The sequence below is a fragment of the Streptomyces sp. NPDC051677 genome (assembly GCF_044453465.1).
In the GTDB taxonomy this organism is placed as follows: Bacteria; Actinomycetota; Actinomycetes; order Streptomycetales; family Streptomycetaceae; genus Streptomyces.
In genome coordinates, this window is sequence record NZ_JBITCT010000017.1 from 113,101 (window position 1) to 134,640 (window position 21,540).

Genomic DNA, 21,540 nt, shown 5'->3' on the forward strand with positions numbered 1-21,540 from the left:
GAGAGGAAGACGGAAGTTGGGCTTCGCGGAGAAGCGCGGAAACTATTGGCGCGGCCGATACAAGATCGCGTCTGGCAAGCACCTCACGGTCGTCGACGAGAACGGCAAGGCGATCCGGTTCGCCACCAAGAGCGAGGCCCAGCGCGCCGCGAGCGAGGCCGAGAACAAGTACCGGCGCGGCGACTGGCGCGACCCGGCCCTCGGCCAAGAGACCTTCGGCGAGTACGCGAACCGCTGGTACGAGGCCCAGGACCTGGCCGCCTCGACCATGCAGAACTACAAGCGCCACATCGAGGAGCACCTGCTCCCCGAGTTCGAGGACAAGGCACTCGCCAGCATCCTGCGCACGGACGTCGACCTGTGGGAGAAGAAGCAGAAGGCCGTCTACGCGGCCTCCAGCGTCAAGACTTGGCGCTCGACACTCCACCTGATCTTCGAGGACGCGATCGACGAGGGCTTGATCATCTCCAACCCGGCAGCCAGGCGGCGCGGACGCGGCAAGCGCGCCGGCCGCTACCGAGACCGCGGCCCGGAGAAGGTAGTCACCGACGCCCTCGGCATCCTGCTGACGGCCGAACGAGCCGCCCTGCTCTCCGGCCGCGACGACGAGTTCGTCGCCGTGGTCCTCAAGGGCTACACCGGCATGCGCTGGGGCGAAATCGTCGGCCTGGAGACGGAGTACGCCCGCCCCGGCTCGATCCGCGTCGAGTGGCAGCTGTACGAACTCGACACCGGCGAGCTCGTGCGCTGCCCGCCCAAGGACGACAGCTACCGCACCATCTACGCGATGGACTGGTTGTCGGCCCTGGTCGCCGACCACGTCGCCCGTACGAAGCCGAAACCCTGCCCGTGTCACGGCAAGACCTACGTCTTCCGGGGACAGGACGCTGCCCGCACCGGCGGCCACCAGGGCGCGAAGCTCGTCGACGTCGCACGCCGTGCCGAAGTCTCCACGGGTACGGTGTCCAACGTCCTCAATCACCCCGACCGCGTCACCGAAACCAAGCGGGTCAGGGTGGAGCAGGCCATCGCGGACCTGGGGTTCGTGCGCGGCGGCGTGGCGTCAGAGCACGCAGCTCACTGGCGTCGAAACGGCTTCGCGACGTGGCTGTTCACGCCGTCGGTCTCTGGCTGGTACCCGAAGAAGGCACCGCAGGAAGCTCGCCCTGTACCGCTGCTCGGCGAGCCGTGGCCCGGAGTCCCGGCCCGAGGACGCGGAGCCAGCGACCGGGCCGACGCCTGCTGGATCCCGATCGCCAAGGGCCTCACACCCCACGGCCTCCGCCACACCCACCGGACCGTTATGGAGGATCTCGGCACCGAGAAGGTCCTCATGGACGAGCGAATGGGCCACATCGACGGCTCGATCTCGGCGCGCTACGGACACGTCACCCCCGGCATGCGCAAACGCCTCATGCTCGGCCTAACCGAGCAGTGGGAGACGGCTCTCGACGCCCGACTGGCTCTGTGTCCGACGTCTCCCGTGCGCGTGCTCAATGATCTCCTGCGCGCACGCGCGTCCATGGCCCAATCTCCTCGCCATCGATCCGTACCCTGCTGCCGATTAGGATGGCGGGGCCCAGCCCGCAGTTTGCTGAGGCGGATCCCAGTACTGCTCCCATGATGCGAAATCCGATGTAGTCGAAGAATCGGCTTCGTAGATCGAGACGCTCAAGGAGCACAGGAGGGTGAGGCGGTTGCTGCCGCGCTCGGTGGGCGTGGCCGACCGGCCCTGGTTGGCTGACACTACGCACACACCGGCTCCCAACGTCGCTCCCTATCGGCGAAATTCGGCGAGCGGATCAGTGACGGCCTCGCGCCACCGATCACGGTGGCCGCTCGCATGGAGTCGGTAGTACACCGTCTCGCGCCGCCCCTCGGCAGTATCACCGTCGTGGTCACCGATGTTGTGGGCGAGCAGGTAGTGCGCGAACAGCACACTGCCCGCACTACCGAGAGCCTGCGTCGGCTCGCCGAGCTCGATCTTCGGATAGGGGCCCGGATTCATGTCCCCGACGCAAGCCAGGGCGTCTGCGCCGCGTTCGGCGAGGTAATGCCCGAATCGCAGATGGGTGCCCGGCCAGACCCACAGGTTCCCCCGATGCCGCTGGTCATGATTGGTGAGCCATACGCCAGCGAGCAGCGAGAACGTCCCCGGACGTCCGTCCGCTTCCCCCGGCGTTAGGCCGTCGACGTGAGGCCCGCCCGGCCGCTGCGGCCAGGGCGGGATCGTCGTGGCCACCTGCGCGAAAACGGGGTCCTGTACGGTCAGATTGGTACGCAGTAGCTGAGTAGCAAGCTGCCCGATGCCCGTCTCCCGATAGAAGTCGAGCAGCGGATGGCCGGTTGAGGAGAAGGACGGCCACAGGAAATACGGTCCGACGTGGTCGTCGGCGGGGGGTTGCCGCTCCAGCATGGCAGCGACCACCCTGCGGCCTGCGGCGATCTGTTCGCCGCGGAGCACGTCGGGAACCACTATGAAGCCCTGCTGACGGAACGTGGTCCTCATCTCGCCAGTGATGGTCGCCATGCAGTTCACTGCATCAGAGAGCGTATTCCCGAGCAACCAAATAATCCTTGCGGTCCACGCCCGCATTCCGGCGTGGCAGCACCCGTATGGTCACAAGATCTCCGATAGAGCGTGCAATTCCCGCAGCATCGGGGGGATCGAAGATCGTGTACGGGACGCTGGCCCGCCCCCGACGCGCATACATCCGCGACGCCGGATCCCGCTTTGGGCGATGGGAGCTTGATCACGAAGTGGTCAGCCTGCGAGCTTCGCCAGGGCCGCGTCGATCCGGGCCAGTGTGCGGTCCTTGCCGAGGACCTGCAGGGACTCGAAGAGGGGCAGGCCGATCGTGCGGCCCGTGACGGCGACGCACACCGGGCCCTGGGCCTTGCCCAGCTTCAGGCTGTGCTCCTCGCCGGCGGCCAGGACCGCCTGCTTGAGGGACTCGCGGCTGGTCCAGTCGGCTGCCTCCAGCTTGGCACGGGCCGTGGCCAGGAGGGACGCCGGGTTGCCCTTCGTCGCCTTGGTCCAGGACGCCTCGTCCTCCACTGGCTCCGTCAGGAACAGGAAGTCGACGTTGGCCGGATGGCCGACAGGACGGCCACGCGGGTCTGGGCTTGCGGGGCGATCGCTTCCCAGGCGGCCTCGTTGACGGCTCACCGCGAACCAGGTCCGCGACGACCGTCTCGCCCTCGGTGAGTGTGCGGAACCGCAACTCCTGGCCCTCCACGTACTCGAGGCCGCGTTCACGGTCGGAGGTCGAGGTCTCGGAGGACAAACACAACAGAGGGTCGTCATGGCGCACACTCGCGGGCCGTGAGCACCGAGTATGACCGCGCGGACTGCTCGGAGGGCTTCAGCCACGGGTGATCAATCGACCGGACGTGGCAGGTCGGCGGTCAGCAGGCGCTCGTGCAGCTCGCTCAGAGCGGTGCGATTGCTGTCGAACCGGAGCACCTCGTGGGCCGCTTGGTAGTCCATCCATTGGATGTCGGTGTGCTCGCGGGAGATTTTGATCTCCACGTCGGTCAGGTCGGTGGCGAACGAGTGCTCTGGCACGACGTAGGTTCCGAGGGGCCAACTGTCTCGCTCGGCGAAGAACCGTGCCGGGATGCTGGCTGTGGTCTGCAGCGGATACAGCGGTACGGGCCCGTCGAGGCCGAGTTCTTCACTGGCCTCGCGCGCTGCGGCTTGTTCCGGGCTCTCGCCGACTTCACCCCCTCCGGCCACGCCCTGCCAGACGTTCATGTCCTCGCGTCGCAGAACGGCGAACTCGACCTGATCGCCGACTCGGCGAAACGGTACGACTAGGACTTGGAAGGGTGCTCGGGGCATGCAGGAGCTCCTTGACCGGCGCTCGGAACGTGAAGCACGGGGAACGCCACGATTCTTCGCCCGATAGAGTCGCGATGGCCAGGAACGTTGACGGGAGTGGGGGCATGAGCAAACTGCACGTCGGGTACGTCCGTAAGGCGATCGAAGAGCGCTTCACCGGCCTGATCGACATTACGGACCAAGCGCGGTTTTCCGACGAGAAACGCCATCAAGCTTTCCTTAGCCGCGGGTTAGCCGCACTCGCCGTGCAGATCGAGCACCCGTGTAGTGACCGTGCCGCGGCACTCAGCGTCTTCGACGGTCAGGACGACCGCGGCCTGGACTCCATCGCCGTGGAGCTCAGGTCGGCCCAGCCGCGAATCTGCCTGGTGCAGGCCAAGTGGAGCGACCAGGGCAAGGGCGGGTTCGGCGAGGCCGAGGTTCACAAGATGATCCAGGGCCTGAACTTGATGCTCGACCGCCACTTCACGAAGTTCAACAGCCGGTTTCAGCCATTTGTCCCCGATATTGAGCGGGCATACGAGGTCGGGACGCCCAAGATCACACTCGTCCTCGCGTTAATGCGGACCGCTCCGATCAACGAGGACGTCCGCGAGCTCCTGGAGGAGAAGGTCGCGGAGCTGAACCAGGTCGAGGAGATGGTCGAGTACAAGATCCTCGACCTGCGTGACTTCCACCGTGCCATCCTCGGCGACGCCGCGGCGCCGAGGATCGACGCCAAGGTCCGATTGGACGGCTTCGTGCAGGAGTCGACTCCGTACAAGGCCCTGTACGGCACCATGACCGTTCCCGACCTCGCGGACCTCTACGGCGAGCACCGGCGCGGCCTCTTCGCGCGGAACATCCGTGACTCCCTGGATCTGACCGACGTCAACATCAAGATCAGGAACACGCTGCTTGAGCAGCCGGAGCACTTCTGGTACTTCAGCAACGGCATCACCATGCTCTGCGAGACGATCAAGCCGGTCGGCAAGGCGGTGCCCGGCAAGGTCGGGGACTTCCAGCTCACTGGGGCCAGCGTGGTCAACGGTGCCCAGACGGTGAGTGCCATCCACCGGGCGTACACCGCCGACCCCGACACCGCACAGTACGGCCGGGTGATGGTGCGTCTGATCTCCCTGGAGGACTGCCCTCCCGGTTTCGGCGATCATGTGACCACGACCACGAATACGCAGAACCCGATCGAGGAACGCGACTTCAAGTCCCTCGACAGTGGGCAGGTCCAGCTTCGCGACGACTTCGCCCTCCTGCTGCACCTCAGCTACGTGATCAAGCGGGGCGAGACGACGCCGGAGCCGGAGCACGGCTGCTCGATGACGGAGGCCGCTGAGGCTCTGGCCGCCACGAGCCCGAACGCCCAACTCGCTGCCGTGGCCAAGCGAGACCAGAACCTCGCCGGCCTGTGGCAGGACGAGACCTACCAGGAGATCTTCGGGCCGGCCCCGAACGCATTCCGCGTCTGGCGCTGCGTCCAGCTCCTCCGCGAGGTCCGCACCCAGCTACAAGCACTGCGGGACGGACTGCTCTGGCGCGCCGATGCGGCCGCCTTCTACGGAGACCTCCTGGTCACCCACATCGTCTTCCGGCGTCTGAACACCCGCTCAATCGAGGACCCGGAATACGACTGGTCGGCAGAGCTTGCGAAGGTCCCCGACCTGGTACGGGACACCCTCGCCTGGTCGCTGACCGCCATCGACGAGGAGTACGGCAAGACCAGCCACATCATCGCCGCAGTGCGGAACACCGAGCGGATCGAGCGGGTCGTACGGGCAGCCCTGCGTGGTCTGGACTCTGGTCGCAACGCGCCTGCGCTGGAAGACAATTACCAGGTCACGGAGGTCGAGACTCGCGGACGTCAGGTTAACGCCGTTACCACCCTGATCGCCAAGGGGCGCATTCAGGACGGCACGGTCCTCGAGTACCGGCCGTACAGCAAGCCCGAGCGCCGCGACATGACAGAGTGGCTGGCGGAGGACCCCAAACGTTCACGCGCGACCTGGAGCAACGATGGTGGCCGCTACCCACTGCAATGGCATGCGGACGAGGAGTGGTACTCGCCCAGCGGCCTCGCTCGGGAGATGCGTCGTCTCGCCTCAGGCGTGACCTCCTCGGTGCAGGGCACCCTCCGGTGGTTCGTGCCCGGCGAGGGGTCACTCGATGAACTTGCGCTGGCAGTGCGCTTGGAGGAAGGGCTAGACATGGGGGACGAGTCGGCCGGCGACTGACCAGGGCGGGGGAACGGCTGCCGAGCCCGAGCGGTGGGCCTGCTGTCCGGGGCGGACATAAGGGGCAGTGTCAGCGGTCCGCTGTAGGCTCGCGCCCCACCGCATGGTAGAGCGCCCGCTGCCTGACGGGAAGCGCCGTAGACGATGCCTCAGCGGCCGTAGAATCGCAGGTTGCGGATGCGATGGGTGTGGACCAGCTAGGTCCCGGAGGCACCGCTGGGACTACCGAGCACAGGAAAGAAGCAGCACGCTGATGGAGGAACTGACCTTGGACCTGGCCATCCCGCAGCAGCCCGGGGATGGCGCCGATCCAGCGATGGGGGACACTCAGCCCCGGGTCACTGCCCTGGAGGAGGGGCAGGTTGTCGACTACATCACTGGGGAGGCGATCAAGGAAACACCGAAGGAGAAGGTCCGGCAGAGGATCGTTCGCGCACTGGTGCACGAGCACGGCATCGACCCTCATGACATGGCGCGCGACTTCCCTGTCACGGTCAGTGAAGAAGGCGCTCCCCGTAAGCGGACGAAGAAGGCCGACATCGCGATCTTCGAGTCCGGTGCCCAGCACACCACGGCGAACCTACGCCGCGTGGTGATCTGCAAGCCTGAGCCGAAGCGCGGCAAGAACGTGGTCAAGCTCCGCGAGCCAGAGCAGGCAGAGAAGGATCTTGCCGAGCTGCAGGAGCTGCTGGGCAACGAGGATCGTCCCGAATGCGCGGACGGCATGTGGACGGACGGGGTCGACTTCTTTTTCCTCAAGAAGGTGATCGGCGACTTTGGCGCGACTTTCGAGGACCGCAGCGACTGGGAGGTCGCCGAGGGGACTAGAGGCAGCCGGACCGTGGCTTCGCATCAGCGGCTGCGGCGAGCTGAGCCGGAGATGCTCAAGACGACCTTCCGGCGTTGCCACAACTACATCCACGGCAACGAGGGCATGCCGAAGGATGCCGCCTTCTGGCAGTTCCTCTACCTCCTGTTCGCGAAGATGTACGACGAGCGGGTCAGCCGGGGAACGGCCCACGGAAGGTTTCGCACGGGCCTAAAGGAGATGTTCGACCCGGCGGGCCGTGCAGCCATCAGCGCCCGGGTCAAGGAACTGTTCGAGGACGTCAAGCGCGAGTACAAAGACGTCTTCAAGCCCACCGACGAGATCACCCTGTCCGACCGAGCCCTCGCTTTCATCGTCAGCGAGCTTGCGCCCTACGACCTGAGCGGCACGGACGTCGACGCCAAGGGAATCGCCTACCAGGAGCTCGTCGGAATTAACCTGCGCGGCGACCGGGGGCAGTACTTCACCCCACGCGGCGCGGTCAACCTGATGGTCGAGATCCTCGATCCCCAGGAGGACGATACGGTCCTCGACCCGACCTGCGGTACCGGCGGCTTCCTCCAGGCGACGCTCAACCACCTGCATCACACCTGGCAGAAAGAAGAAGGGACCTTCGGCTTCCCTGACACCGAAGAGCAGCGCGAGCGCTTCCGGGATCGGTTGCAAGCGTACGCGGAGAAGCACCTGTTCGGCGCGGACTTCGACCGGTTCTTGGTCCGGGCGACCACCATGAACATCATGACGCTCGCGGAGACGACCGGGAATGTCTTCCACATGGACTCCTTGGCCTTCCCTCGAGGGCACCTGCCTGGCGTCGAGCTGGCGAAGAAGCAAATTCCGCTCGGCGAGGCTGTCGACGTGCTTCTCACCAACCCCCCGTTCGGCGCCGACATCCCCGTGAGCGACGAGTCGGTCCTCGGGTCGTTCCGTGATGGCATCGCCAAGTCGTGGGGGCGGAATAAGGAGACCGGCAAGGTCGAGGCCAGCGGGATTAGTACGCCGGCGAGCATGGCGCCCGAGCAGTTGTTCATCCAGCGCGCCATCGAGTGGGTTAAGCCCGGTGGCCGTATCGGCATCGTTCTGCCCAACGGCATCCTGTCGAATCCCGGGCCGACCGACGAGGCGATCCGCCGGTACATCCTGGAGCACTGCTGGGTGCTCGCGAGTATCGAACTGCCGGTGGAGACCTTCGTCGTCGACGCGAACGTCAACATCCTCACTACGCTTCTCTTCTTGAAGCGGAAGACCGACCGGGAGGTACGCAACCACAGGCTGGGGACGGAGAAGCCGTACCCAGTCTTCATGGCCGTCGCCGAGAAGGTCGGATTCGACCGCCGGGGGAATGACCTCTACAAGCGCAAGCCCAATGGGGACATTGTGGTGGAGACGAAGGTCGACATGGAGCGGCTCCGTATCCGGGGCAAGGTGGTGACCCGGCCGCTGAAGCGTAGCCAGCCGGTCATCGACAACGACCTGCCGGTGATCGCGGAGAAATACCGGGAGTTCCGGGCCAAATACCCGGTGCCGGGCGTGGACCCGCGCAAGGCCACGGAGGCGGGCGCGTGAAGGCCGCCAGCCTTTCCAACCCGGTGATGTCCGACTGGCTGGCGGACCAGGGGCTCCGGCTCGACGCGTCGCCATACATCGCGGGCTCGCTGGAAGCGAAGAAGATGCTGGAGCGGCTGCCGGACACGGTGCCGCTGGCGAGCGTGACCTCCGGGCGCAACGGCGGGATCTTTAGCGGGCCCATGTTCCGGCGGGTCTTTCTCACCGACCCAGAGCACAGCGTGCCCTTCCTCGGTACGAAGGACATGATGACGGCCGACCTTACGGGGCTGCCCCGGCTACGGAAGTCCGACGCCACGTCGGCGGCTTTGTCCTACCTTCAGGTCAAGCCAGGGATGACCTTGATCTCGCGCTCGGGGTTCAACGCTGGCAGGAGGGCGTACGCCCGCCCTGACATGGGCGACTGCTGGGCTTCGGAGGACATCCTCAAGGTCGAGCCCGACCCGGAGAAGATCAAGCCCGGGTATCTGTACGCCTTCTTGCTCAGCCGGTTCGGGGAGTCGCTTGTCCGCGGATCGGTCTACGGGTCGGCTGTGAAGCACATCGAGCCGCACCACATCGCCGGGCTTCCCGTGCCTCGGTTTGAGGCGCGGTTTGAGGAGCAGATCCATCGGCTTGTGGAGCACAGCGCGAGGCTGCGGGCCAGCTTCCAATCGGTCTTGGTCAGTGCGACGAAAGACTTCTTCGAGAGTGTTGGTCTGACTGAACTGGCCGAATTCCAGTGGCACCAACAGCCGCGCGATCTGGGATTCGAAGTCGACCAGATCTCTGCCTTGTCCCTGCGGCCGATGAACTACGGGGAGAGGGCTCAGCAGTTGAAGCACAAGCTGGGCTTGGTCCCGCACCGACAACTCGGGGAGATCTGCTCCGGAGGTCAGCTGCGGTACGGGCCGATCTTCAAACGTGTGGACAGCGATTACGATCATGGTGGGCGGCTACTGGTTGGGCAGCGGCAAGGATGGTGGATTCGTCCGGAAGACGGTCGCGTCATCAGCCCGAAGCACACACCGGCGGGCGTGTTTGTTCCCAACGAGACCGTCATGATTGGGGGGCACGGCATGCCGAGCGAGAGTGGGCTGTTCGGTAGAGCCACATTGGTAACCGGGCGCTGGCTGCAACATGCCTATAGCCAGGACTTCTTGAGGGTGACCTCGGGGATGGATGACGTGCCTGGTGCTTACCTGTTGAGTTTCTTCCGCTCGCCAGTCGCCCTGCGGCTGATTCGCAGCATGCTGACGGGCGGAGGGCAGCAAAGCATCCACAGCGAGCTTGTTGCAGCGATGCCGATTCCCCTCGCAGCGCCCGACGACCGCGCCCGCATCGCTGCCACGGTCCGCTACGCCTACCAATGCCGCGACCGCGCCGACATCCTGGAAGACAAGGCGCTTGCGCTGCTCACCGCCGCCATCGAGGAGGCCGCCGGCTGATGGGTGCCAGGATCGTTGCTGTTGGGGAGGCCGTCAACGATGCCGAGCGGAGGGTGATCGCGCACTTGCGCGATCATGCCCCGGACGACTGGACGGTCCTGCACTCTGTCGAAATTCCGTACCGGAACGAGCTGTTCGAGGTCGACCTCGTCGTGGTCACCGGGCATGCCGTGTTCGTCATCGACGTCAAGGGCACCCGCGGCCGTATTGAGGTCGCTGGCAACCGGTGGCATCCGGTGAGACAGGCCCCGTTCCGTAGCCCGCTTCCGAAACTGCGCGGGCACGCCAAGCAGCTCAAGACGATCCTGGAGACGGCTCATCGGCCGTTGTCCCGGCTCTACACCGACGCGCTTGTGGTGCTGACCGCGCGGGATGCCCTGCTCATCGATCGCACGCCGCGACAGCAGGATGCCAGGGATACCGTCACGTTGCCCGACCTGATTGGACGGCTTGCTGACGTGACCCGTGTCCCCACGGCCTCGGGGCGGTTCGACACGGACATTGCGGCGCATCACGAGCTGATCGTGCGTTCGGTCCAGGGGTCCTCCCGACCGCCGTCCGGGCCGCTGCGATTCGGCAGCTGGGAGGTCATTGAGCGGCTCAGTGAGACGGCGCCCGATGACGGCGCCGACATCCACAGCGAGTACCGAGCGAAGAATGCGCTGGCTGTGCAGGGGTCGGGCACGGTCCGGCTCTCCGTTCGCAAGGCCGATCCGTACGCTCCCGACGCCGATCGGCTGTTGCAGCAAAAGCGGATAGGCATCGCCTACGAGGCGCTGGGCAAGATGCCCTCGCACCCGAACATCGTCGGGGTGCGGGACTTCTTCGCGGACGAGGACAAGGACGTCTTCGTCACCGTTTTCGACGACGTACCCGGCCACGCTCTGAAGCTGCATCTGACCGGGTCCGAGGATCCGCTGACCGCCGACGCGAAACTGCGGATCATCCGGCATGTCCTGATGGGCCTCGCTCATGCCCACCAACGGCGCATCGCGCACCGGGAGCTGAATCCGTCGACCATCCTGATCGCGCAGGACGGCCGGGCGATGCTGACCGGCTTCGAGTACGCGAAGACCGCGCAGCGGCGCGTCCACACGGTGATGCAGGAAGCCCACCAGGTAGCCGACCGGTCCTATCTGGCGCCCGAATGCCATGCGGACCCCGCCGCGATGGGCATGAAGTCGGACATCTATGCGGTTGGCGTCATCGGCTACCAGCTCCTCACCGGCGAGCTCCCCTTCACTTCGGCTACGGAGCAGGTAAGCGTGGCCGGGCAGCTCCCGGTCAGCGGCCTGGAGAGTGCCGGTGTCCGGGTCGAGCTTGCTCACTGGCTCCAGAAGCTCTGCGCGACGGACCCTGCCGACCGGCCAACCGCCCTCGAGGCGCTGCGGCGACTCGATCTCGCTATAGGCGCGCGAAACATCCCGTCCAAGCGCATCGGCTCCTCCGCCACGCCCCAGTCCGCCTCTGCGGCGGGCGTGGATGGACCGCGCGGCCCTGAGTTTTTCAAGGACCTGCCCGCCGACTTCCAGCTCGGCACGAAGTACCTGGTGCGGCATCGGCTGGGCCGCCCCGGATCGTTCGGCGTGGCCTACCGGGTGTACGACACCATCAGGAGCGTTGACCGCGCGGTGAAGCTGGTCCTTCGTGACCGGGACTCCGTCCTCGAGCGGCTGCGCCGTGAAGCGGACGTACTGCAGCGACTCCAACACGCCCCGCATCGCAACGTGGTGTCGATGGTGGACGCAGACAGGCTGCTGCCCCCGGACGAATACCCCTACCTGGTCTTCGAGTTCATTGACGGCAAGGACATCGCTGAGGTGATCCGCGGCGGGCGGATGGGCGCGGCGGACGTCCTGCGGCTCGCGATCGACACGGCCCGCGGGCTGCGGCATATCCACGAACTCGGGGTATGGCACTGCGACGTCAAGCCGAGCAACCTGCTCTGGACCGACGACGGGGTCAAGCTGATCGACTTCGGGATATCCAAGACCTCAGACTCCTCCGAAGGGCACACCTACACCAGCCCGCGCTACACCCCACCCGATCTGGACCAGGTCCCCGCTGACAGCACCGGATACACCGACCGCGACTTGTTCGGGCTCGGCGTCACCCTGTACGAGGCGCTGACCGGTGGACAGTACCCGTGGGAAGGCGTCGAGTATCCCCCGCCCGGAGTGCGCCCGATCGATCCGCGCACCGCCTACAGCGGCTTCGGAGACCTCTCACCGGGCCTAGTTGAGATCATGCTGCGGGCCATTTCCCCCTACCGTGGCGAGCGGTTCACCACAGCTGAAGAGCTGCTGCGCGCACTGGAGACCCTGGAATCCGCGCGCATCGCGCCCGAACCACTGCCGCTGCCCGCGCGCTCCGAATTGTCGCCCGCTGCACCGGCCACCAGCAGCGGTGATGAGTCTCTGCGGCCCGAGCCGAACAGCAATCCCTTCGTCGCGCACCTCCAGACGCTGTACAGCCAGAGCCGCCGCAGTAACCGAGGCACCCGCGGACTCGACCCGCACAGTATGTCCGTGTACGTCGAGACGGCCCTGGACCGTGAGCTCGTACCGGCACTCCGCGAAGGTCGGCACGCGCTCGTCGTGGTCACCGGCAACGCGGGCGACGGCAAGACCGCATTTCTGGAGAGCTTCGAACGGCAGGCCCGCGATCTCGGGGCCACGTTCGGGCCGCGGCGGCCCAACGGCACCGACTTCACCCTGGATGGTCACCGCTTCCGCACCAACCATGACGGAAGCCAGGACGAGGGCGAGACCAGCGGCGACGAGGTCTTGGAGGAGTTCTTCGCGCCGTTCACCGGTGCCGACGACTCGGCGTGGCCGGTTCAAGGCGAGACCAGGCTGATCGCCATCAACGAGGGGCGCCTGGTCGACTTCCTCAGCCATCACCACGACCGCTTTCAACACCTTGCCAAGCTCGTCAACCTGGGCTTGGCAGGCCGGCCAACCGGACAGGCCGCCGCCGTGGTCAATCTCAACGCGCGTGACGTGGCGGCCCGTCCCCTCGACACCGATGGGACGCCCCAAGACGGCGAGTCGCTGCTTGAGCGCATGCTCGACCGGATGACGCAGAACGGGTTCTGGGAGGACTGCGAGAGCTGTGACCTCGCCGCGACCTGTTACGCACGGCACAACGCCCAAACCTTCCAGCACCCCGCGGCCGGCCCGCAGGTCAAGCGGCGGCTGAGGCGGATCTACGAACTGACCCAGCTACGTGGCAAGCTGCATATCACCCTCCGGGACCTGAGGTCGGCCCTCGCCTTCACCCTCACGTCGGGCCGCGACTGCGCCGAGATCCACCAGCTGTATGCGGCCGGCGACGCCAGGGAGATCCTGGACAGCTTCTACTTCTCCGCGCACCTTGGCACCCGGCCCGCAGCCGACGGCACCCCACGGGAACGGGACCGGCTGCTCTCCCTGTTGCGGGAGGCCGATGTGGCGTCGGTTCCTCAGCCACAGCTCGACCGGCGGCTCGACTATGCGGGACTTCTCGAGGACCGTGCACTGGTCACGGTCGACGGCCGCAGCGACCACGGCCGCACACTGCTGGACCAGCAGTTCCAGCAGCTGGGCCGGTCGGCTGCCGCCCGCACCTCTCAGTCGGCCGCGCACCGCCGCTACGTGGACGCGGCCCGCCGGCTGCTTTACTTCGAGCTCCACGACGAGGAGCGCGCAGAGCGGATGCTGCCGTTCCCCTCGGTGCTGCGCTTCATGGACCTGCTCTCGGCCCGGAGCTCCCTTGCAGAGGAGCGGGACGGCATCCTGCGTGCGCTCAACCGTGGCGAAGGACTGGTTGTCCCCGAGCGGATCGGTGACGCCCTCGCGCTGAAGGTGCGCGACGTGCAGGGCGGAACCGTCCGCAGCTTCCGCCGATTCCCTGCCGCAGGGTTCCGCCTCGAACCCGGAGAAGCACCGGACTCGACATACATCGAGTCCGGGCGCACCTCGTTGCTCCTCAGCTACCGCGACCCGGCCGGCAGCCAGGGCGGGACAGCCGAGTTGGACATCCGGCTCGACCTGTTCGAGCTTCTGCAGCGGTTCGAGCGTGGCTACCGGCCGTCTGTCGCCGACCTCCAAGGACAGCAGCTCGCCCTTGCCGTGTTCAAGAACAGGCTGGCCGCCGTCCCGTATCAGGAAGTGCTGCTAACGACACACGGACACGACCTGCGTCGCATCCACCGCACCGAGGACTCCGTACTGCACATGGAAGAGCTGACGGCACGGCAGCCGGACGGCGAAGATGAGCCGCTCGCCGAGGGCGCCGACCGGGTGGAGGAGACGACATGGCGCTGACCGGGTCCCTGGGCACCTTCCACCATCCCGGCATCAGCCGGATCGACTACAAGGCGCTGGACATGGACCGCGTCCTCACCGCGCTCCTGGCCCGGCTCTGGCACCAGGGACTGCCCAGCAAGATCAGCCGGGCTAAAACCCTCGACGTCGACGTATTCGTCAAACTGTTCCTGCAACATCCCGAGGTGTTCGACGGCTTCGACCGGGAGACCACCACCCGCTGGACGGCCACCCATCTCCTGGACCTGGTCAACCGGGGCAAGGCCACCGAGGCGGTGGCTAGCCCCCGGCCTCTGCACGGATTCACCTACCGCTTCCGCAATAGCCGAAAGTCTCGCCCGTACGGGGCCGACGAGCAGCTGTACGAGATGCTCGCCGAGGACCCGGGCGCCCTGGCCGGACTGCGTGAGTTCTTCTTCTCCGACGTGGACCGGGCCACAGGGGCGATCACTCCCGGCCCGGGCACCGACGTGGAGACGCAGGCCCTGCTCCACCTGGTGGAGCAGGCCGGAAACCAGATGCAGGACCGGCCGGACACCAGCAAGCCCCGCACGCCCTACCCGCCGCTGTGCGCCGAGCCAGCGCGGCAGCTGTGCCAGGACGTCATGCGGTTGCTGTACCACCAGGACCACATGCCACGCACCGTGCTCGTGGACTATCTGAAAATCCTCTTCGCCTTCCACCTGTCCCTCTACCACCTGCGCATGATGAAGCTGCTGCCCGCCATCGTCGAGGCGGGCGCGGCCCCCGCGTCCTGCCGCAAGGGACACGCGGGGGAGGACACGGCGGACCGCTGCCCGTACAGGGTCCGGCTCTTCCTCGACGTCGAAGGAACACCGGGCACCCCGGCCGCCGTGCTGGCCGAACGCAGCGCGGAGATCTGGTACCGGCGGATTCCCCGTTTCATCCAGGCGACCTACCAGGTGAAGAAGCTCGACGACTTCGCCGAGCACCTCGCCGTCAAGACAGACAAACTCAGCCGGCCCCGCGGGAGGAACTACTTCACCCCGGAGGAAGCTCTGCGGCTGCTCGGCAAGTCGTACCGCAAGGATCGCGACGCCTTCTTCCTGCAGCGGACCAACCGGGTGCGCGACGAGGAAGAGGACACTCCCGCAGAGCTGAAGCAGATCACCCAGCTGGATCTTGACCCCTTCGACGAGTACATCGAGATGCTGATGCACTACAAGGGGCGCTACTACCGCCGCTATTTCGTCGACTGCCTCGACTCGATGCTGCTCAAGCACCGGCCCGGCGCCCTGCTCGCACAGCCGCGAGGCGGTCGCAGCGGTGGCGAGAACTCCGCCCGCCGCTTCGTGCTGGACGCGCGGCTACTAGAAGTGCTCCTTCAGGTGTCGCTGCTCCGGGAAGGCAACGACTCGTCCGGTGATCTGCAGACATCGCCGATGCGTGTGGATGAGTTCCTCGCCCTCTTGCGGGATCGCTACGGGCTGTACATCGACCAGCTGCCCGAATCCGACGGTTTCTCAGGCGCACACCTCGACGACCAGGCAGCACTGCGCGCCAACTCGGCGGCATTCCTCAACCGGCTTCGCGAGATCGGCTACTACCAGGACATGTCGGACGCCTATCTGACGCAGACCATCACTCCCCGGTACGCCATCGGCACAGTGGAGAAGATGGGAGGGACGGCCCGATGAGCACAATCGGACTGGCAGAGATCACCCCCAAAGATCTCCGCGAGGCCCTCGAAGGCGTCCTCGTTCCCCGGCTGGCCAAGCTCGTCGGTGAGCGGACCGCCGGGCACTGCATGCGGGTCACCGAGGTGGAGGCCGAACTCGCGGCGCCGCTTGTGCGCCGACTCCGGGGCGCGCTCGGCCCCGACGCCACAGTCTGTGTCCTCGGCACGGTCGACGACCTGGCCCCTGACCTGCCGTTCCATGACGTCACTGTCACCAGCACCAAGCTGGTCGAGCTCCGCAACCGCACGGAGGACGAAGTCCTCCCAGGTCCTCTGCTGGTCTTCGTGCCGCCGGGGATGCGTGTGAGCGCCGAAGACTCCTTCGGGATCGCGACGTTCGAAGAGGTGCCGATAGGCGATGCATACGGGCAGCTGGCAGAGCACCTTCTCGACCAGGTGCCGGACCGACTGCGTCAAGGCGTGGACGAGCTGCTCTCCGCTCTCCGGGACGGCTCGGACCGTCGCCTGGGTGACCGCGCTGTCGCGACGTACCTGCTGACACTTCAGGCCAACGCGTACCGTGAGCAGGTCGCTGGCGCCGCTGTCTTCCACTTCGGGCTCGTGCCCGACTTCGACCTGTTCGCTGACCCTACCCTCGTCAGGGAACGCGTCGAGCGGAACCGCGGGCTGGTCGACAAGCTGACCGGATCGACTCGATCTGAACGTCAACGCGTCCTGGACCTCGGACTCAGCGATGCGGACTTCGCTGCCCGGCTCGCCGGCTTTGCCACCCGCTGCGGACTGGAAGATCCGGTGGCCTGGACCCGCCGTATCGTCGTCGAGCGGGAGAACTGGGGTCTGTCCTTCGGTAACTGGCACATCGACGAGCGACGGCGCGCCACCGTCTCCATCGAAGTGCAAGAGCTCGGACTGCCGGCCGCCGGAGACAACCCCGAGGATCTGCGCGCCTATCCGGCGTTGGAGGCCATGGTGGGGCAGCCCTACCTGCTCGCCGGCGAGAAGGGCGTACGCGAGGTGACGGCACGGTTCTCCGTGCAGCCGGACCCCCGCAAGGTGGAGGGGCTCGAACGCTTCCGGGTGGAGATCGTCTCTGAGAACGGCGGACCGATCGGACGGATCGCTTACCGCGGCAAGGGGAAGACGGCGACAGCCGAGTTCAGGGCCCCGCTGCGCCGTCTGAACAAGATCGACTGGGAGGAGGGGTGGCACTACGTACGCGTCACCCCACTCGACGCGTCGGACGTCGCGCTCGACGTCGCACCCAACGCCCACGACCAACCCGGCGGCGAGAGCGAACGCTTCTACGTCATCCCCGATGCGGAGACTGAGGAACCGCCCGATCGGAGCGCCGGGCGCTACGACGGCGTCGTCCAGGCACTGCGGTCCTTGCAGTTCGAAGCACTGGCCGCCGGCGACGACCCGTCGCGTGTAACAGTCACTGACATCCGCTGGAAGGCGATCACGCCGCGCAGTCCGCAGCGCGTCCTCAACGCCAGAATCCACACGGCCGGCAGCGCCGAGATCCGCCTCGCCCCTCTGTTGGTGCAGATCCAGCAGGACCTGCTGGCGCGGCCCAGCGACACCACGCTGCGCCGCTTGGTGCTGAACTCGAACGGCACAGCCGAATCGCCCACCGGCACCGACGAAAACCTGGAACGCGAACTGAGCGGGCGGGCAGCCGAGGCGTCCGCCACCTTCCTCGCCGCACGGCACGCCTACTTCACCGCAGTGAGCGGTCAGGGCGACGAAAGAGCAGGCGGGGCGGACACCGGGGACCTCCTGGTGAGCGAGGCGATCGACTTCGAGCCCGTACGCGAAGTCCTAGTTGCCTATGCCGAGGCGTACGCCGAGCTGGTGGCAGCTCAATCGCTCCAGGTCGAGCGGTCTACAGACGACACCCGTGGCGCCGCACTCGTGACACTGGCGCGGCTTCAGCAGATCGACTGTGCCGCAATCACCCTCACCGACGGCCTCGGGCAGCGCGACACGATCCTGCTCGTCTCGCCCACCCATCCCCTACGCGCGCTTTGGCTGGCGACCTGGTCGGCTATGGGCCAGGAGTGGGTCGGGCGACTCGGCGACGCAGACAAACGCCAGATCATCGCGGCCCGGGAATCGCTCCTTGACGCCCTGTCCCCACTGGGCTTCCCGTTCGCTGTTCCCCGCCAGGACGGGCGACTCATGGCCGCCGCGGACAACCTCACCCCGTACTGGGGCGCCTACCTCCCCAGTGAGACTGCGGACCCCCGCGGCCTGCTCGGCCGCCTATCCACCGCCCTGAACCTCCCCACCGTAAGTTCACGTACCTCGAACGGCGCGAGCGCACTGTCCGGGACCGCTCTGGCCGACCGCATCGAACGGTACGTCCGCCTTCACCCGTACGTCCGCACCCTCGTGTTGAACGTCGTCAACGCGGGCCGCGGTGAGATCGTCGCCGACGCGCTCCTCGAACTGCAGCAACGCACGGCCACCCGCGACCTCACGTATGACATCCGCCTGTGCGTGACCGACCCGGAAGCCCAGGAAGCCGGAGCGGCCCTAGGCGGACTGCTTAGCGCTCAGAACCAGATCGCCTCCGCCGAGGCTGAAGCCTTTCTGCACACGGCGGGGGGCACGCGGACCGCGAAGCTCGTCTACTCCGTCCGCTCCGTACGGGAGTTCAACCAACGCCCTGCCGAGTTCGACGCCCACCTGACCATAATGATCGACGCCTTCGGCGGCGAACAGTACAGCTCCGTTGTACGTCAGGACATCGTCAACGCGCCGGTACACGGACTTGTCCAAACGACAGCCTCCACCTACGAGGACAACGAACAGCAGATCGTCTGGCGTACCGTCCCGCGTCTCGGCACCGCCCTGGCCACAGAGGACGCCGAAGACCTCGCCACACTCATGAGCAGGATGCCCGGGCTGCTTGCCAGCGCTGCTGCCAATGTCGCTACGGCCGGACAGGCACCGCGCAACGTCCCGTGCACCGTCCTGTCGCTCGACAACGCGGACCGGGCCCTGCTCTACCAGGCGCATCAGGTGGGCGACTGGGTCGTCACCATCGACCGAACCCTTGGCCTGGAGTACTTCGACCAGGCCGGACAGCATGGTAGGCCCGAATACGTCATCGACTACGCGCCTTCTCTCGCTGGCGGGCTGGGCCACCAGATCATGGTGAGTTCGAACTCGGTCGACGAACTACGCACCCTGCTCGGTCCCACGGCGGAGCAGCATGGACTCGACGTCGAAGAACGCCACCTCAACACCTTCTTCGAGCAGCTGCGTCTGCTCTCCGGAAACCTCGCCTTCAAACTGGCCTCCACCGCACCCAACCAGCGCACCGAAGTCCTCGGCCTCTCCCTGGCCCGCCTCTACCTGGACTACCAGGACGTCCTCCACAACCAGATCGTCGTCCCTCTCGACGCCCACCCTGAGCTGTACAGCGAAGCCAGGCGCCTGGCCCGGGAACTCGGCGACGCCTTCTCCTTCCAGCGCAGCGACCTGGCCCTCTTCCACCTCAATGCCAGGGAACGGACCGTCGTCTGCCACCTCATCGAGGTCAAGTGCTACACCGCCCTCGACGACATCGGCGCCTACCAGAGACTGAAGACGAAGGTTGCCCAGCAGCTGGAGCGCAGCGAAACCGTCCTAGCCGAGTCCTTCGACCCGGCGCGTATCACTCCTGACCGTGTCGACCGCACGGTCAAGAACCTTGCGCTTGGCTCCATGCTGCGCTTCTACCTGGAGCGAGCAGCACGCCACGGCACCATGGGCCACAAACCCCGCGAGGCAGCACACGCGCTGCTCGACAGCCTCGACAAGGGGTACAAGCTGCGCTTCACTCGCAGCGGCCTGATTTTCGACCTCGCCCGCAACGGCACCGACCGGGAGTTCGACGACGGTGTGCACTTCCACCGGATCGGCAGCGACCTGATCACCGAACTCATCAACGCCATCCCCACCGTACGGCCGGGACTGCCCGAGCTCGGGGACACCCCTGTGGAGGACCAGGCCCCGGAGCCGGACGGCGAAGCCACGGCGCCCACCCTGTCGCTGCTGCAGCTGTCGGTGCCACGCCTGGCCGACGCGGAATTCCGTGCGCAGGACGCAGAGGCTCCCCCGGAGAACAACAGCGAGGACGCTCCGGTGTCGGAGTCGGCCGTCACCGAGCCGGACGAAGCTGATGTCCGGGCACCTACCGACGCCCCGAGTGCATCGTCGGACCAGCAGGACCGCACGGACTCCGTAACTCCTCCGTCGGGACCGGATCCGGTGGCCTCGGAGCCTGGCCCGGAGCGGGGTGACGTGCAGGATAGTGCACACGATGTCCCTGCTCACGGTGACACCGATTTGCCTCCCCGCTCAGCCACCGTGCCCGCCCCACAGAGCTTCCCGGACGCTGTCACCGTCGATGCTCCCTTGGCTCCTTCAGCTGCGACGCCTGCTTCGTCGGCGCCTGGAGTCTTTCTCGGTGTCGTCCACCCCTCGCCGCAGCACGGCGTGCTGGGCGAGGTGGCAGGCAGAACGGTCGCGCTCGACCTCAACGAGACACACACGATTAGCTTGTTCGGGGTCCAGGGAGGCGGGAAGAGCTACACCCTTGGCAGCATCATCGAGATGGCCTCCCTACCGTCACCGCCGGTAAACGAGCTCCCGCACCCGCTGGCAACCGTGGTCTTCCACTACAGCCAGACCATGGACTACGCCCCGGAATTCACCTCGATGGCGCGCCCCAACGACGACAAGGCTCAGCTGAGGGTCCTCAAGGAGCGTTACGGGGCCGAGCCGCGAGCCCTTGAGGACGTCCTGCTGCTCGCGCCGGCCGACCAAGTCGCCGATCGGCAGCGGCAGTTCCCCGGTATTGCGGTCCAGCCGCTGGCCTTCTCCTCCGCCGAGCTGCAGGCTTCCCACTGGCGGTTCCTCATGGGGGCCGTGGGCAACCAGTCCACCTACATCCGCCAGCTCACGCGGATCATGCGAGCGCATCGCAACGACCTGAGGCTCGACGTCATCCGACAGGGCGTGGCCGACTCGGGCATGCCGGACCATGTCAAGCAGCTTGCCCAGGAGCGACTCAACCTCGCCAGTGACTACATCGACGACAACGCCCAGCTCACCAGCCTCATCCGCCCGGGACGTCTGATCATCGTCGACCTTCGTGACGAGTTCATCGAGAAGGACGAGGCGCTCGGCCTCTTCGTCGTTCTGATGCAGCTGTTCGCCGAGGCACGCAGCGGCGGTGAGCATTTCAACAAGCTGGTCGTGTTCGACGAGGCGCACAAGTACATCGACAGCCCCGACCTCGTCGCAGGACTCGTCGAGACGGTCCGAGAGATGCGGCATAAGGGCATGAGCGTTCTGGTTGCCAGCCAGGACCCACCATCAGTACCGATCTCCCTGATCGAACTCTCGGATCACGTCATCTTGCACAAGTTCACGTCGCCCGCCTGGCTGAAGCACCTTCAGAAAGCCAACGCCGCCTTCTCCGGGCTGCGTTCCGAGCAGATGTCGCAGTTGCAGCCCGGAGAAGCGTACGTATGGGCAAGCAAGGCAACAGATAAGGCTTTTACCCATGGCGCGGTCCGCGTCCGGTGCCGTCCCAGAGTGACGAAGCATGGAGGCGCGACCAAGACGGCGTCCGGAGAAGCCTGAGTGAGGCCCCCCGCTGTGCGGGAGGTGCTGACTAGCTGGTCA

General features: G+C 66.4%; 9 protein-coding genes and 1 pseudogene. 7 read left to right on the top strand and 3 right to left on the bottom strand.

Annotated features, from left to right (window positions below; all coding sequences use genetic code 11):
- Nucleotides 1-16 precede the first annotated feature (16 nt).
- On the top strand, nt 17-1,624 hold the full coding sequence (locus ACIBAF_RS21845; RefSeq protein WP_399464935.1) for a LacI family DNA-binding transcriptional regulator: 1,608 nt from the start codon (nt 17-19) through the stop codon (nt 1,622-1,624).
- 153 nt (nt 1,625-1,777) lie between these two features.
- Here ACIBAF_RS21845 and ACIBAF_RS21850 read toward each other — a convergent pair whose 3' ends face one another.
- The 3 genes and pseudogenes from ACIBAF_RS21850 to ACIBAF_RS21860 all read right to left on the bottom strand — a co-directional run bounded on the left by ACIBAF_RS21850 (nt 1,778) and on the right by ACIBAF_RS21860 (nt 3,844).
- The gene (locus ACIBAF_RS21850; RefSeq protein WP_399464936.1) at nt 1,778-2,530 is read right to left on the bottom strand and encodes a phytanoyl-CoA dioxygenase family protein; all 753 of its coding nucleotides are present in this window, start codon (nt 2,528-2,530) and stop codon (nt 1,778-1,780) included.
- A 234-nt stretch (nt 2,531-2,764) separates the two neighbouring features.
- A pseudogene (locus ACIBAF_RS21855) lies at nt 2,765-3,147 on the bottom strand (glutamate--tRNA ligase); the annotation flags it as partial.
- Between the two features lie 232 nt (nt 3,148-3,379).
- Nucleotides 3,380-3,844, bottom strand: a complete 465-nt coding sequence (locus tag ACIBAF_RS21860; protein WP_399464937.1) for an NUDIX pyrophosphatase — start codon at nt 3,842-3,844, stop codon at nt 3,380-3,382.
- Nucleotides 3,845-3,948: 104 nt separating this feature from the next.
- On the opposite strand from ACIBAF_RS21860, the gene ACIBAF_RS21865 reads away from it, so the two are divergent.
- The 6 genes from ACIBAF_RS21865 (at nt 3,949) to ACIBAF_RS21890 (ending at nt 21,498) form a co-directional block, all read left to right on the top strand.
- Nucleotides 3,949-6,069: an AIPR family protein gene (locus tag ACIBAF_RS21865; protein WP_399464938.1), complete on the top strand. Its 2,121-nt coding sequence runs from the start codon at nt 3,949-3,951 to the stop codon at nt 6,067-6,069.
- 253 nt (nt 6,070-6,322) lie between these two features.
- Complete coding sequence (locus ACIBAF_RS21870; RefSeq protein WP_399464939.1) at nt 6,323-8,464, top strand: restriction endonuclease subunit M; 2,142 nt, start codon at nt 6,323-6,325, stop codon at nt 8,462-8,464.
- Nucleotides 8,461-9,891: a restriction endonuclease subunit S gene (locus ACIBAF_RS21875; protein ID WP_399464940.1), complete on the top strand. Its 1,431-nt coding sequence runs from the start codon at nt 8,461-8,463 to the stop codon at nt 9,889-9,891. Before ACIBAF_RS21870 ends, ACIBAF_RS21875 begins: the two co-directional genes overlap by 4 nt.
- Complete coding sequence (locus tag ACIBAF_RS21880; protein WP_399464941.1) at nt 9,891-14,198, top strand: protein kinase; 4,308 nt, start codon at nt 9,891-9,893, stop codon at nt 14,196-14,198. Before ACIBAF_RS21875 ends, ACIBAF_RS21880 begins: the two co-directional genes overlap by 1 nt.
- Nucleotides 14,189-15,856, top strand: coding sequence for a hypothetical protein (locus ACIBAF_RS21885; RefSeq protein WP_399464942.1), 1,668 nt, complete (start codon nt 14,189-14,191; stop codon nt 15,854-15,856). The genes ACIBAF_RS21880 and ACIBAF_RS21885 overlap by 10 nt, the downstream gene beginning before the upstream one ends.
- Complete coding sequence (locus tag ACIBAF_RS21890) at nt 15,853-21,498, top strand: hypothetical protein (protein ID WP_399464943.1); 5,646 nt, start codon at nt 15,853-15,855, stop codon at nt 21,496-21,498. Before ACIBAF_RS21885 ends, ACIBAF_RS21890 begins: the two co-directional genes overlap by 4 nt.
- Nucleotides 21,499-21,540: the final 42 nt, after the last annotated feature.

Coding starts and splice junctions, on each gene's coding strand:
- ACIBAF_RS21850 (WP_399464936.1), bottom strand. CDS start 2,530: ATGGCGACCATCACTGGCGAGATGAGGACCACGTTCCGTCAGCAGGGC.
- ACIBAF_RS21860 (WP_399464937.1), bottom strand. CDS start 3,844: ATGCCCCGAGCACCCTTCCAAGTCCTAGTCGTACCGTTTCGCCGAGTC.
- ACIBAF_RS21865 (WP_399464938.1), top strand. CDS start 3,949: ATGAGCAAACTGCACGTCGGGTACGTCCGTAAGGCGATCGAAGAGCGC.
- ACIBAF_RS21870 (WP_399464939.1), top strand. CDS start 6,323: ATGGAGGAACTGACCTTGGACCTGGCCATCCCGCAGCAGCCCGGGGAT.
- ACIBAF_RS21880 (WP_399464941.1), top strand. CDS start 9,891: ATGGGTGCCAGGATCGTTGCTGTTGGGGAGGCCGTCAACGATGCCGAG.
- ACIBAF_RS21885 (WP_399464942.1), top strand. CDS start 14,189: ATGGCGCTGACCGGGTCCCTGGGCACCTTCCACCATCCCGGCATCAGC.
- ACIBAF_RS21890 (WP_399464943.1), top strand. CDS start 15,853: ATGAGCACAATCGGACTGGCAGAGATCACCCCCAAAGATCTCCGCGAG.